Annotated in this window: 14 protein-coding genes; 5 read left to right on the forward strand and 9 right to left on the reverse strand. The window is 56.0% G+C overall.

Annotated elements, in window-relative coordinates; all coding sequences use genetic code 11:
• Positions 1-217: 217 nt before the first annotated feature.
• Both ACU6HM_RS13345 and ACU6HM_RS13350 read right to left on the reverse strand, forming a co-directional pair.
• Positions 218-637, reverse strand: a complete 420-nt coding sequence (locus tag ACU6HM_RS13345; protein ID WP_250756047.1) for a type II toxin-antitoxin system VapC family toxin — start codon at positions 635-637, stop codon at positions 218-220.
• 2 nt (positions 638-639) lie between these two features.
• Complete coding sequence (locus ACU6HM_RS13350; RefSeq protein WP_009454760.1) at positions 640-894, reverse strand: type II toxin-antitoxin system prevent-host-death family antitoxin; 255 nt, start codon at positions 892-894, stop codon at positions 640-642.
• A 159-nt stretch (positions 895-1,053) separates the two neighbouring features.
• Here ACU6HM_RS13350 and ACU6HM_RS13355 point away from each other — a divergent pair, with 159 nt between their 5' ends.
• Positions 1,054-1,668, forward strand: a complete 615-nt coding sequence (locus tag ACU6HM_RS13355) for a nucleotidyltransferase family protein (protein ID WP_446763936.1) — start codon at positions 1,054-1,056, stop codon at positions 1,666-1,668.
• On the opposite strand, the gene ACU6HM_RS13360 is transcribed toward ACU6HM_RS13355, so the two are convergent.
• Both ACU6HM_RS13360 and ACU6HM_RS13365 read right to left on the reverse strand, forming a co-directional pair.
• A complete protein-coding gene (locus tag ACU6HM_RS13360; RefSeq protein WP_009454764.1) occupies positions 1,665-2,405 on the reverse strand; it encodes a flagellar brake protein in 741 nt (246 codons plus the stop codon). The genes ACU6HM_RS13355 and ACU6HM_RS13360 overlap by 4 nt on opposite strands.
• A gap of 112 nt (positions 2,406-2,517) precedes the next feature.
• Positions 2,518-3,438, reverse strand: a complete 921-nt coding sequence (locus ACU6HM_RS13365) for a delta(1)-pyrroline-2-carboxylate reductase family protein (RefSeq protein ID WP_009454766.1) — start codon at positions 3,436-3,438, stop codon at positions 2,518-2,520.
• 215 nt (positions 3,439-3,653) lie between these two features.
• Here ACU6HM_RS13365 and ACU6HM_RS13370 point away from each other — a divergent pair, with 215 nt between their 5' ends.
• Complete coding sequence (locus ACU6HM_RS13370; protein WP_022983226.1) at positions 3,654-4,070, forward strand: YidB family protein; 417 nt, start codon at positions 3,654-3,656, stop codon at positions 4,068-4,070.
• Positions 4,071-4,218: 148 nt separating this feature from the next.
• On the opposite strand, the gene ACU6HM_RS13375 is transcribed toward ACU6HM_RS13370, so the two are convergent.
• Entirely contained in the window at positions 4,219-5,499 is a 1,281-nt protein-coding gene (locus ACU6HM_RS13375; RefSeq protein WP_446763937.1) for a bifunctional O-acetylhomoserine aminocarboxypropyltransferase/cysteine synthase, read from the reverse strand.
• 273 nt (positions 5,500-5,772) lie between these two features.
• On the opposite strand from ACU6HM_RS13375, the gene ACU6HM_RS13380 reads away from it, so the two are divergent.
• Both ACU6HM_RS13380 and ACU6HM_RS13385 read left to right on the forward strand, forming a co-directional pair.
• Positions 5,773-8,472, forward strand: a complete 2,700-nt coding sequence (locus tag ACU6HM_RS13380) for an AsmA family protein (RefSeq protein WP_250756045.1) — start codon at positions 5,773-5,775, stop codon at positions 8,470-8,472.
• Positions 8,469-8,861, forward strand: coding sequence for an MOSC N-terminal beta barrel domain-containing protein (locus tag ACU6HM_RS13385; RefSeq protein WP_031232400.1), 393 nt, complete (start codon positions 8,469-8,471; stop codon positions 8,859-8,861). The genes ACU6HM_RS13380 and ACU6HM_RS13385 overlap by 4 nt, the downstream gene beginning before the upstream one ends.
• 62 nt (positions 8,862-8,923) lie before the next feature.
• Here ACU6HM_RS13385 and ACU6HM_RS13390 read toward each other — a convergent pair whose 3' ends face one another.
• From ACU6HM_RS13390 to rsmD, 3 genes are all read right to left on the reverse strand, one after another.
• A complete protein-coding gene (locus ACU6HM_RS13390; protein WP_009454772.1) occupies positions 8,924-9,181 on the reverse strand; it encodes a YfhL family 4Fe-4S dicluster ferredoxin in 258 nt (85 codons plus the stop codon).
• Positions 9,182-9,266: 85 nt separating this feature from the next.
• Entirely contained in the window at positions 9,267-9,773 is a 507-nt protein-coding gene (gene coaD / locus ACU6HM_RS13395) for a pantetheine-phosphate adenylyltransferase (RefSeq protein WP_009454773.1), read from the reverse strand.
• A gap of 20 nt (positions 9,774-9,793) precedes the next feature.
• Positions 9,794-10,423: a 16S rRNA (guanine(966)-N(2))-methyltransferase RsmD gene (gene rsmD, locus ACU6HM_RS13400; RefSeq protein ID WP_009454775.1), complete on the reverse strand. Its 630-nt coding sequence runs from the start codon at positions 10,421-10,423 to the stop codon at positions 9,794-9,796.
• A 55-nt stretch (positions 10,424-10,478) separates the two neighbouring features.
• On the opposite strand from rsmD, the gene ftsY reads away from it, so the two are divergent.
• A complete protein-coding gene (ftsY, locus tag ACU6HM_RS13405; RefSeq protein WP_446763938.1) occupies positions 10,479-11,885 on the forward strand; it encodes a signal recognition particle-docking protein FtsY in 1,407 nt (468 codons plus the stop codon).
• 141 nt (positions 11,886-12,026) lie between these two features.
• Here the strand turns inward: ftsY and ACU6HM_RS13410 are convergent, their stop codons facing one another.
• The gene (locus tag ACU6HM_RS13410) at positions 12,027-13,556 is read right to left on the reverse strand and encodes a CYTH and CHAD domain-containing protein (RefSeq protein WP_022983223.1); all 1,530 of its coding nucleotides are present in this window, start codon (positions 13,554-13,556) and stop codon (positions 12,027-12,029) included.
• Between the last annotated feature and the right edge of the window lie 110 nt (positions 13,557-13,666).

A 13,666-nucleotide genomic window follows, 5' to 3' on the forward strand; every position in this document is an offset into this window, starting at 1 on the left:
AAGCCCAAACGGCACTGGGGCGGAGGAAAAGAAACGAGGAGGGTGGGAATTGGAGGGGAAAGTAGTCAGATAGTCAGGAGCGAGTCTGCCAGCCAAGGCCAGGATTGGGAAACTGAGCAGGCCGGAATGGTGACGCTGCTAAGAGATGATATTTGCTGGTGGCCGGGTATCTGAATAGAGGATGCTGGGGGCTGCTGATTTTGGAGAGCTGTTCGGCTCAGTTTTCCCACGGGTTGAGGAGGGTGACAGGGGAACCTTTGAAGTCTTTGGTGTTGCGCGTGACGACGGTCATGTTGTGAACCAGGGCTGTTGCCGCGATCAAGGCGTCCCGTTCGCCCTTCTTGTTTGGAACATGCAATTGGGCACATTGTCGTGCTACCGCTGCATCAATGTTCAAGGTGGCTTGGGAGAATGCGGGTAGCACCTGATTTTCAAACCAATTGCGCAATATGGTTCCCTGGGCGGCATCTTCCCGCTCTTTGCTCAGGATGCCTTGTTCCAGTTCCAGGACGGTAATGACGGATATGTACAGGGTGGCGGCGTTGACGCTGTGAATCCAGGCGGTGACATTTGCATCGGCTTTGCCAGATTTCATTTTCCGTATTTCGGAGACGACGTTGGTGTCCAGAAGGTACATGGTCAGAAATCAACGGGGCGAGTGTTGATGTTGCTATGAGCAGGTTCAAAGTCGATGTCGGCGTCATCGTCTGACATGGCCAATTCATCAATAATGTTGCGGCGCTGCTCGGTCAGTTGCAGGTAATTCTGGAATGTCATTAGCACGTGTGAGGGGCGACCACGATCGGTAATGATGACGGGACCATTGCGCGCGGCTTTTTTGGCCTCACTGGTGGCCTGGTTGAATTCTCGGCTTGAAAGAGTGGTGATAGTCATGATGCACCCTCCTGCGGTATTTGAATGTAGTTATGTTACTACATTGAGTGTTGCTTGGTTTCTTCGTGCTTGTTTCTATCAATAAATTTATCCTGTACGCAGGGGCGTGAAAAGACATGGTGTGACAGAGTAGTCACGTGAGACTGGAGAGGTGAATCAATGGCAGGGCAGCAGCATGTATCTGGGGTGACCGGCATTATTCTGGCGGCAGGCTTGGGGCGGCGGTTTGATCCGTCGGGCCAGCAGTTGAAACTGTTAGCCAAGACTGAAGATGGTAGAACGATGGTGCGCCGCGTCTGTGAGACGGCTTTGTCTGTGCTCGATGAGGTGCTGCTTGTTTGTGATATCCATGAGCAGATTTTGCGTCAGGAGTTGGGTGACTTGCCGATCAGATTTGTTCAGGCACCTGAGGCCATCCGCGGTATGGGTGTTAGCCTGAAAGCCGGTATCCGAGCTAGCAGTCCCCGTTATGGGTATGTTGTTTTGCTGGCGGATATGCCTTGGTTGCGGCCAAGCACTGTAGCGGCAGTGGCCCAGGCTGTGCAGGATGGGGCCGGAATTGTACGCCCCGTTTTTAATGGCCAGCCTGGCAATCCGGTTGGCTTTGGATTGGAGTGGCATCAACCGCTTTTGGAGCTGGTAGACGAGCAGGGTGCGCGCGACTTGTTGCAAGCCAACAAGGATCAGACCTTGTTTGTGCCTTTAGTGGATGAGGGGATCTTGCGCGATGTGGACACCCCCAGCGATTTGGGGATGTCTCAAACATCCAATTAGCCGTGACCGCGCTGTTTGGCGATCTGCTGGCGCTCCAGGCGGCCGATGTAGTGCTGAATTGCCATCTGCGTGGAGGCAGACAGGTCAATGAAGGTACAGCCCAAACGTTGAATCTGTTTGCCATTAGGCAACTGCTGTGTTTCCGTACGCGCTACTTGTAGTGCCACAACAAAAGAACCGGCTTGCGGCAGTTCGAGCAGGGATTCGGTTTTATGCGTGCCGATCACTTCTGCCAGACTTTGCGATTCGTCCACCAAAGACAAGCCGCCACCGCTGATGTCGTGCAGCAGAAAGCTTTTGGATTCGTTATTCAAGCGCAAGATCACCATGGCCGGTTCGCTGACGGGTACGTTGACGCGGAAGAACTCGCGTCGCTGCAAGCGGCGAATGGATTCGGGGATCGGGATCGCCAGGGCTGGCTGACCTTCGTAGGACACGACCTCTGGGGTGGGGCCTTGAAACGTCACCTTGATCTTGTCCAGCGAGGTCTCGAAATGGGTATGTTCGGACTGCAGCAGATTGCGGGTTTTTTCTTCTTTGTTGGCGGTATCAATCACCACCACGTTGTTGTCCAGATCAATATCCAGAATGGTGGTGACAATCCGGTCATTGCCCTGATTGGCTTCCATGTGCAGTAACAGGCCCCCTTTTTCGATAGCCTGTAAAACACGCAGAATTTCAAATTTGGACTGGATCTGATACGGATCGTCTTCGGTGGGAGGGAGCGTAGAAGTCATGGGCAGGGCGGCAAAAAGAGATCGGTAAGTGACTGTAAGGGATTGTACGCGCCAGAGTAACACTCTGGGCGCGCTTTGGCGTGTGAAGTCAGCTAGTTAATAGCCTAAGTATTTAGGCTTGGTTTAAATGTTGCAGGGCGCAGCGTGCTGCTGCCAAATCCCACGCAGCCGAGCCTACCGATTTGAAGAACAAGGGCTTGTCTTTGGGGGCTGGGGTACGCAGCGCCTGGTGAATGCTGTGGACTTGCTCCCAGTCCACGCCGGCCTGGATCAGGTCGCCTGCTTCCTGGCGGGCACCGGCGACATCATCCGCATATAGACGGCTGGCCAGCAAGGTGTGGGCCTCGAACTCGGCCATATCCGGTTGAAAGGCTCCCAAGCCAATCAGCAAGCGATCAAGGCGTGCGGGTTCGTGATACACGGGTGTCAGGCTGGAGGTCAGAGCGATCAGCACATCCGTTTTTTCCGGAACAGCTGTGGTGGCTTGGACCCGGTCCCCGAATCTGGCTTGCAAGGATGTGGCCACAGCCTGTGCACGGTCTGGGTTACGGCCCGTCAGGGTGACGCGTGCTTTGGGGTACAGCGTCATGATGGCATCGCAATGCGCGACAGCCTGTTGTCCGTACCCCAGCAAAGTAATGTGCTCCGGCCCTTGGGGCCACAGGGCTTGAATACCCAGCATGGATACCGCTGCAGTACGGCGTCCGGATAGGGTGGGTGCATCCAGAATCAGTAGCGGCAAACCGTTCTGGGCGTCGTAGACGCTGACCAGGCCCTGGATACTGCCCAGTTCCTGCTGCTGGTTGTCCAGCATCACATTAGCCAGTTTATGAACACCTATATCGTGTGAAACCGCTGGCATGGACAGCATTTTCCCCGTTTTGGGATAGTCCAGAACCTGACGGGTTGGGGCGACGATAGTGCCAGCAGCATACTGGGCCATGGCTTTGCCTAGCTGGGCGACCAGTTCAGGATAAGGCAGGGCACGAGCAGTCTCTTCAGAGGACAGGACGGTATAGGAAGTTTGCGTCATTCCAGGGTCTCCATGGAGTCGGTCTGTGGGGGATGCCGGACTATTGAGAAACCAGTGTAGCGTAGGCCCAGCCCAGGGCAATAGGGCCTTTCCGCCAGTGATCTATTGACCCACCTTGACAATTAATCCGCCCCGCCTGGCGGCCTGTCGCGGCATAATGAGGCCTGATATCAGCACCTGCCCACGCGCGGTGCCGTGCATTGGGGAGAAAAATAATGAGTTTGCTTAATTCTGTTGTGTCGGCCTTGTCGGCTACGGATTCCAAATCCAAAGAGCAGGGCGCTTTGTTGCCCGCCCTGATTCAAGTCATCAGCAGCTATCCAGGCGGTTTGAGCGGCCTGATCGAGCGTTTTCGCTCGGGTGGTTTTGGTGATGTGGTGTCGTCCTGGATTTCGCAGGGCAGCAATCAGGAAATCGGCCAGCAGGATTTGCTGGGCGTGATGGGGCAACCGGCCATCAAGCAATTGGTGGACCTGTCGGGTTTGAATCAGCAAAGCGTGCTGGATAATCTGAAGATCATGCTGCCGTCCTTGATCAATCAAGCCAGCCCCAATGGTCAGTTTGACCCATCTCACATTACCGATGCCAGCAGCCTGCTGGGTGGTTTGACGCAGTTGTTTCGCAAGTCCTGATTCTCTTGCGTCCGTGACACGGTCTGTCTGACGGCCGTATTGCCAAGAATGAAAAAAGCCTGGAGTCGGTGCAATACCGATTCCAGGCTTTTTTGCTTGATGCCGAAAAACCTGTACAGCAATTCCGGCCTGTACAGGTTTTTGGGTCTTAGCCGCGTGCCGCTGCTTCCAGAGCTTGTTCCAGATCGGCCAGAATGTCGTCGATGTGTTCCAGGCCAACGGACAGACGCACCATGTCTTCGCTCACGCCTACGGCGGCCAGTTCTTCGGCATTGAGCTGACGGTGAGTTGTGCTGGCAGGGTGGCAAGCCAGGGATTTGGCATCACCAATATTGACCAGACGCAGCACCAGGTTCAGCGCGTCGATAAAGCGAGTACCGGCTTCAATGCCGCCCTTGATACCAAAGGACAAAATCGCCGCAGGCTTGCCACCCATATAGCGCTTGGCCAGTTCATGATCCGGATGGTCAGGCAAACCGGCGTACTTCACCCAGGACACTTGTGGGTGCTTGTTCAGATACTGGGCTACTTTCAGGGCGTTTTCTGTATGACGCTCCATGCGCAGAGGCAGGGTTTCGATGCCTTGCAGGATCTGGAAAGCGCTCAAGGGGGCCAGGGCAGCGCCGGTATTGCGCAGCGGAGCCACGCGGCAGCGGCCGATGAAGGCGGCTGGGCCAAAGGCGTCGGTATAGACCACGCCGTGGTAGGACGGGTCAGGCGTATTCAGGATGGCAAAGCGATCTTTGTGCTCGGCCCAGGGGAACTTACCGGAGTCCACGACCATGCCCGCAATGGTGGTGCCGTGACCGCCCATGTATTTGGTCAGCGAGTGCACGACAATGTCGGCACCGTGCTCGATAGGACGGCACAGGGCAGGCGAGGCCACGGTATTGTCTACAATCAGGGGTACGCCATGGCGGTGAGCGGCATCGGCCAGTGCACGGATATCGATGATGTTGCCAGCCGGGTTGCCGATGGTTTCGCAGAACACGGCACGAGTGCGGTCGTCGATCAGGGCTTCCAGTGCGTCGATATCATTGGGTTGGGCAAATTTGACGGTAATGCCCTGGCGCGGGAAGGAGTGCGCGAACAGGTTGTAGGTGCCGCCGTACAGTTTACTGACGGACACAATGTTGTCGCCGGCCTCTGCAATCGTTTGGATAGCATACGTGATGGCTGCCATGCCAGAGGCTACTGCCAAGCCCGCAATCCCGCCTTCCAGTGCTGCCACGCGCTCTTCGAGCACGGCATTGGTCGGGTTCATGATGCGGGTGTAAATATTGCCGGGCACCTTCAGGTCAAACAGATCCGCGCCGTGTTGCGTATTGTCGAAAGCGTAGGAAGTGGTCTGGTAAATCGGAACAGCAACGGCTTTTGTGGTCGGATCAGGCTGGTAGCCAGCATGAATGGCGAGAGTCTCTAGTTTCATGGTTAATTCTGGAATTGATGATCAAGTGGCTTATATAAGACAAAGCAAGCATAACCCCTGTATGTAGAGAAAAGCATCTAAGGGCGCAGACATTAATACTATGCTTTTATTTCTTTTGGTAATAATGGCGAATTACTGACAACAGGCTCTGCTTTTTAAAGTGCGGGTGGATATTTCTTATTTTCGTTACTTCGCAATGGCCCGACATGGGTTAGCATTTCGTATCCGGGCAGATGGCGTGTTGCATCCTGCCCCGAGGTCCTAGAGGCTTACATGAAAGTATGGTTTAAGCGGGGCTTATTCAGCCTCGTCGTTTTAGCTATTGTCACGGTGGTAGGCGGGGCGATTTTCCTGCTGACATTCAATCCCAATTCGTACAAGCAGAAGCTGGCTGACATCGTCCAGCAAAAGTATCAGCGTACGCTCAAGATTGACGGTGATATCGAACTTTCTTTATTTCCCCGCATTGGCCTGTCCGTGCAGGGGCTGTCCCTGTCTGACCGTAATTCGGAAGATCCTTTCGCTTCTTTGGAAAGCGCCCGGTTTGCGGTGGCCTTGTGGCCTTTGATCAATAACCGCCTGGTGGTGGACCACGTTGCTGTTACCGGCTTCAAAGCCTGGATTGTGCGCGATGAGGAAGGCAAGCTGAATTTTGACGACTTGCTGCAAGCCCCGCCTGCCGGCCCTCACCTTCCCCTTGCCCGCTCGGGCGTATCCTTGTTGCCCGCAGCACAAGCTGCCGAGGCTCCTCAGACAGCCGAGCCTGCACCCGAGTCCTTGCCCGTTCCCGAGTTGATTGCCAAGCGCTCGGGTAGCGAAACGGATTTCCAGATTGATATTGCGGGTCTGAGTCTGAAGGGTGGTGAGATTCATTACTTCAGCAAACGCAGCAATGTAATTGGCCGTTTGTTGCAGCTGGAAGTGAACACGGGCCGCATGACGTTTGGTCAGCCTTTTGATGTGGCTTTCAAGAGCCGCTTGTCGGGGGACTATCCCGTGGCGGATGGTGTGCTGGAAGGGCAAGGGCAGCTGAGACTGGACCCTGCTTCCAAATCCTACGGCGCGCAAAAGCTGAACTTGAGCTTTGTCGGTGATCTGGACCAGTTGCAGGCACAAAGCCTGACTCTTAAGGGCAATGTGGCCTACAAGTCGGCCCAACGCCAGTTCAGCGCCACCAATCTGGATACCCAATTGCAAGGTCAGTGGTTGGGCGCTTATCCGGTTAGTGATCTGAATGCCACGTTGAATACGCCCAAGATGGAAATCGACAGCGTCAGCGACCTGGTGTCTTTCGAGAAGCTGGCTTTGCGTGTTCGTGGCAAAAATGAAGATCAGAATCTGGATCTGGCCCTGGACGTGCCTCGTATCCAGGTATCGCCTGCCCAGGCTGAAGGTTCGCCTGTCGTTGCCAGCCTGAAAGTCAGCGGCCCCAAGGTCCTGGGTTTGGGTTTGACGTTGCAAGGCTTGTCCGGTAACAGCCAGGAATTGATATTTGAGCAGGCCAAGCTGGACGGCGCCATCAAGCAAGGCAGCCGTGTGGCGCAATTGAAGGCCAGTTCCCCCATGCAGTGGCAGCCATCGAATGAGTGGCTGCGTCTGCCCGAGGTTAAAGCCAATATCCGCGTGGAAGACGAGGCCGACGCAGGTAGCCGGTTCGAGATGCCGCTGACGGGTCAGGCAGACCTGAACAAAGGCAAACAAGAATACAGTGCGCAGCTAAGCAGTAGCACCGAGCAGGCTCAAGGCAGTCTGGATGTGAGCTTGCAAGATAAGGGTAAAGGGCCGTTGCTGAACGCGGTACTCAAAGCGGACAAACTGGACCTGGACGAACTGCGTTCGATTTTCTGGGTGACAGCCCCCGAAGTGGTGACCCCACCGGAGCCGGAGCCAGAGGCTGAAGCGCCGGAAGTCGCTACCGAGCAGGAGCCGGCTGCAGAGGGGACTGAACAAGCCGAGCAGCCCAAGGCAGAGCAGGCTCCCGCAGTCGAAGAAGTGGTTGAAGAAGCCTCCTCTTACGCTTGGCTGGATACGCTCAGCTTTGATCTGCGTTTTGAAATCGAAAAGCTGCGCAGCCTGGGTGTAGTAATGGATCAGGTGAAAGCTCAGGTCAAGAACCAGGGTCAGTTGATCAATTTGTCGCAGTTCAATGCGCAGGCGTATGAAGGTCAGCTTCAGGCCAAGGCCAAGGTTGAGCCCGGCAAGCGCTTCGAATTGGGCCTGAAGTTGCAGCAAATGCAGGTCGGTTCGCTCTTGCTGGATGCGTTCGGCAATGACTACCTGGCAGGCAAGGGCAATGTGGATCTGAACCTGAAGGCTCAAGGCGCCACAAGCCAGGAGCGTCTGAATGCTCTGGAAGGTGGCCTGACGGTCGATTTGCATGACGGCAGCTGGCGCAGCGTTGATCTGGACCAGAGCGTGCGCGATATCAACGAAGCCGTGCGCAATGCCTTTGGCGGTCAGATTCCTTTGCTGCTGCCCCAGTCCGATCCTTTGCGCCGCACGGTGTTGAACCGTTTGCAGGGCAGTCTGGATATCAAGAAAGGGCAAGCGACTTTCCGTAATTTACGGGCCACCACCCCGATTCTGACGGTGACAGCGGCTAAAGGCGCCACGCTGGATTTGGTAAATCAACAAGCAGATGTGACTTTGCAGGCTCGCCTGAACCACAACAATCTGGCCGTGGAAGAGCGCAAGTCCTTCCAGGACCTGCGCAATGTGCTGATTCCTATCCATATCTCCGGTCCCTGGACAGGGCTGTCCTACCAGATTCAGTGGAAAGACATTGCCAGCAACTCCATCAAGAAGGCACTGCAAGACGGTTTGCTGGATTTGTTGAGCCAACAAGCGTCAGAAGCTAAAGCAGAGTCCACCCCCGATGTGAAGTCCGAGGTGAAGCAGATCATCAAGGAAGAGTTGGGGGCCAAGGTTCCACAAACCGTGGGCGAAGCCATGAAGCAGTGGTTCAAGCCATGAGCACAAGTTCAGCGTTAAGTTCGCCTGACCAGACGGTTTGCCTGTTGCAAGGCGGCCCGTCCCTTAGTGACGGCAAGGCACTGGCCTGCAAGGGGCGATGGGTGCTGGGGAATGATCAGGGGCAGGTCCTGGCTGCCGATGCGCTGCCTGCCTTGGCCGAGCTTAGTATGGAACTGCGTTTTGGCCAGCTGGTGTTGCGCGCTCCGGGCATGTTGCGCCTGGATATCGAAGTGGACGTTATTGAAGACGATCCGGATTCCTTTTCCCTGTGGCAGGAAAATGGGCAATCCGTGCAATTGGTAGACGAAGGGGATTTGCCTGCCCAGTGGTTCAGCCGCTATACAGGCCAGCCGCTGCGTCTGTTAAAGCGTTTGCCCCAGGCTGAGTAAGCTGTCTGCGCGGTGATCCATATAGAACAAGCCCTGCTCATGGCAGGGCTTTTTTTTTCTGCTTATGTCGTAGGTTCGGACTGCAGCCGGTGATAGCGGGCAAGCAGCGTTTCCTGGCTTTCCTGATGCTGGGGGTGAACCTCGATACATTCGACCGGGCACACTACCACACACTGCGGCTCATCAAAGTGGCCGACGCATTCTGTACACAGGTTGGGATTGATCTCGTAGATCTCCTCGCCCATGTAAATAGCCAGGTTAGGGCACTGCGGCTCACAAACGTCGCAGTTAATGCATTCTTCAGTAATGTGCAGTGCCATAGCGCAGTGTCCTGATAAGCGTGGTCCTTGGATTTGACCAGTCGGTCACCCCACAGTGTAGTACGGACCGCTGCGCAGGGCGAGTTCAGGTGGCTGAAACCGTTTGCTGATTGCGTTCCTTGGCTTTGGTTTGTAGCCAACGCTCCACGGACGGGAACACAAATTTGCCTACATCACCGCCCAAAATGGCAATTTCGCGCACGATGGTGCCGGAGATGAACTGGTACTGATCCGAAGGAGTCATGAACATGGTCTCGACTTCGGGCAGCAGGTGACGGTTCATGCCCGCCATTTGAAATTCGTACTCAAAATCGGACACGGCGCGCAGGCCACGTACGATAACGCGACCATTTTGCTCGCGCACAAAGTCCTTGAGCAGGCCGGAAAAGCTTTTCACTTCCACGTTTGGATAGTGGCTGAGCACTTCGGAGGCGATCTCAACACGCTCTTCAACGGTGAAGAAAGGGCGCTTGTTCTGGCTGGAGGCCACACCGACCACAACGTGATCGAAAAGGTTGGCGGCTCGCCGGACCAAGTCTTCATGGCCTCGTGTCAGGGGGTCGAAGGTGCCGGGGTAAACAGCTGTGATCATGGTGCATCCGCGTAAGTGGTTCAAGTTGGCAGGTCGGAGTCCGGGGGGAGCGGTGCAGGCGTCCCGGAAAATTCGGCATTATTGACTGTTTTTTGCATCGCAGCAAATCGCAACAAATGATAATGTACCTGCCCTGCCTTATCCTGTCGTAGTATCCCGTATTGATCTGGGGCTTGTATAGGGGTTTCGGACTCAATGTAAACCAGTGCGTCCGGTGCCAGCACATTGGGCAGCAAGGGCCAGATACGTTCCATCCAGTCCTGCGCAAAAGGCGGGTCTATGAAGACCAGATCGTAGCGCATCTGGCTGCGCTCCAGAATATGGAGGGCGTCGCCCGCATGGATACGGACGTGGTCTGCCTTGAGTTTGGTACGCAGGCTGCGCAAATTGCTGACAGCGGGTCCGTGGCGTTCCACCATTTGTACAAAGGCGACACCGCGCGAGGCCGCTTCAAAGCCCAGGGCTCCGCTACCGGCAAACAGATCCAGCACGTTCTTGTCGCTGAACTGACCGCCCCAGAAGTGGTTAAGCCAGTTAAACAGCGTTTCGCGCACACGATCCGGGGTGGGCCGCAGACCGGGTGCATCGACGACTGAAATCGGTGTGCGGCGGTAATCACCACCTACAATACGGACAGCATGTTTTCTCATTAGCGCTTTGATCGGATAATGTGGTCATTCAACAGAATTTTCTAGTGTAAATCGTATGTTCAGTTTTTTTAAAAGAAAGAAGGCCAAGCCAGAGCCACAAGTCACTCAAACGGAGCTGACCGAGCCGCTTTCTCCTGCCCCGTCTCAGCCCCAGGCTGACGCGGCAGATGCATCCCCCGCTGTATCGCAGGAGCAAAGCACGCCGGTTCAAACGCCGGTGGCCTCGCCTGCTGTGGCTTTGGATAGCCAGGCAGCCAGTCAGGCTGAACATCGCGCTGCTTCCGAGTCTACGCCCACGCAGCCAGAGGTGCCACAACCGGCCCCGGCCAGTGTCCCGACCCCAGCGCCTGCCCGTGTCCACGAGCCGCAAGTGCAGCCTGTACCTGAACCCGAGGTGCAGCCAATTCCCGAGCCGGTGCCGCAGCCAGAACCCGAGATACAGCCGACTCCTGAACCGGAGCCAGAGATTGTTCCAGTTCCTGCGCCACAGCCTGAACCAGCTCCTGCCCCGACGCCAGAGCCAGAAGCCGCCGCGCCTGTGGTGAAAACTTCCTGGATGGCACGCTTGAAGCAGGGCTTGTCGCGTACAGGCCAGAGCCTGAGCAGTCTGTTCGTCGGTGCCAAGGTTGATGAAACCTTGTTCGAGGAACTGGAAGACGCCTTGCTGATGGCAGACGCGGGTGTTGAGGCTACCGAGAAACTGATTACCGCCTTGCGTGCTCGTGTCCGTAAAGAAAAAGTCAGCGATGCGGCCCAGGTCAAACAGATCCTGTGTGACATCCTGACCGATCATTTGAAGCCCCTGGAGAAATCCTTTCCTTTGGAATCGAGCAAACCACTGGTAGTCATGATTGCCGGGGTGAATGGTGCAGGTAAAACCACGTCTATCGGTAAGTTGGCTCACACCTTCCAGGAGCAGGGCGCAAAAGTCTTGTTGGCCGCCGGTGATACCTTCCGTGCTGCCGCTCGTGAACAGCTGATTGAATGGGGCACCCGCAATAACGTCAGTGTTATTGCTCAAGACGGTGGTGACCCCGCCGCGGTGGCGTTTGATGCTGTGCATGCAGGCCGTGCCCGCGATATGGGCGTGGTCATGGTGGATACCGCCGGCCGTTTGCCAACCCAGCTTCACCTGATGGAAGAGCTCAAGAAGATCAAGCGCGTCATCGGCAAGGCCGATGGTCAGGCTCCTCATGAAATTCTCTTGGTTGTGGACGGCAATACCGGCCAGAACGCCATTTCCCAGATCCGTGCCTTTGATGCGGCCTTGGGGCTGACTGGCCTGGTGGTTACCAAGCTGGACGGTACGGCTAAAGGCGGGACGCTGGCTGCCGTTGCTGCCTGTGCGCAAGGCGTACGTCCTATTCCGGTGTACTGGATTGGCGTGGGCGAGGGCATGCAGGATCTGCAAGCCTTTGTGGCCCGTGAGTTTGCGTCGGCCTTATTGGGCATGAACGCTTAAATCCAAGTTTGGCTGTCAAAAAAGCGGCGATGCCTGTAAAGACATCGCCGCTTTTTTATCCCCGGGCCGACCAGGAAAAGAGCGCTACGCAGTAGCAAGCAAAGGCTCAGTGCACAGTGGGCTTTTCAGTGCTTTTGGCGTTCAGCGTCGCAGAAGCTCTGTTTGCGGCTGATGCTGATCCAAGGCATTGAGCGCATGCTGTGCATGGGCGGCACGACCTTGGCGGGCATGCGTCAGCCAGTCCCGCGCAAACTGCGCTTGTTCGGGGTTGGCCGCATGTTGGGCATACCAATCCAGCGCCACGTCCACGTCGGTGACTGCACCAATCAAGGCCTGACATTCGCGCAGTACTTTGTGCAGCCCTTGCTTGTCGGCTGCGCTGGGCAAAAACTCCAGGCAGTAGCGCAGGCTCTTGATCCGGTTGCGCAAACGATGCTGCTTGTCCTGGCTGATCTGCGCAAAGCGTTGGCTGCGTAGTTGAATTGTCTGGAACCAGCGGCTGATACGGGCTTCGATCAAATGTTCGGGCTGAGGTACACCGTTCAGTTCCAGCGTAGGGCCGCAAATCAGGCTTTGCAGATTACTTAACAGCAGGGACTGAAACTCGGCTGCACTGGCCAGTTGGACCGGGTCGTGCTCCAGATGGGCAGGAGTAGGCTCAGGTGCGGGGCCGGGCATTCCCGCCTGCAGCAGCAAGGGGGTGATTTCCAGGTGTACCAGGTCATGGTCGCGTGCCTGACCAAACAGACCAAAATAATGTGTCAGGCGCGTATTGGCATACCCTTCGCTAGCCGATAGCCACATTTTGAACAACTTGCGGCAGGAGCGCAGACGGCGTAGACCCACTCGCATCAAGGCCAGATAGTCAGCCTGACGGGAAGAGTCCGGACGTATGCCATCCACGCCGGCCAGCAAGGCGGCATTGCGAATGACCTGCTCCAGGCTCATGGTGGCACTCAGGCTATAAAACTGTTCCAGATCTTCGGTGTCAACAAAATGCGGTTTGGGCAGGTCGTAGGCTTTGCGCGTCAAGGCTGCAGCTACCTGTTCGGGCGTCAGATCCAGACTTTCCGATTTGGCCCGGCGGCGGTCCGCCAGACTGGCCAGGGCATCACCACGCTCGGACTTGCTGCGCATCTCCAGAATCAGGCCATGTTTGTACAGCCAGCGCTGGCCAACCTCAAACATGGTCAGGCTCTCGCCCTTGATCAGCTCAATTTCCAGCTCGTTGACCAGCAGCTTCAAACCATTGGATTCGATATGGCCCACATCGTAGGCCAGCTCCAGTTCAGACTGGCCTTGCTTGATCAGGGCCAGCTCGCGCTGGATGCGGGTTTGATAACGGGCTTGGATTTGATCCGCGTAACGAGCCAGCGCAGCGTGGGCGGGTGTGTCCTGATACAGGCTCAGGTCCAGTTCCGGGCCGGGACGGGGGTGATTGATTTCAATGCGGGACAGGGTATCAGGACCGGGCAGTTTGACGGTCTGAACCCATTGCTCGCCTTCCTTGCGCAGACGCAAGGCGATACTCGAGCGCGCCAAATCGCGTTCGGGCGTATCAAAGTAAATGGCATTTAAGGTAATGCTACCCGTGCGTACGGCGTCAAAGGCGGTCAATAAACCGGGACGGGCACTCTCGGGTACAAAAAATTTCAGTTCTTGTTCTAGCACAGCATCGCACTCGAGAAATCACCCACAACAGGTGGGCGGATAAAACGATTATTTTGCATGTAAACCAGCCAAACTTGAAGTGTCGACACCCGTATAAGTGTGTGTAGTCA

This window comes from Alcaligenes sp. RM2 (assembly GCF_052931795.1).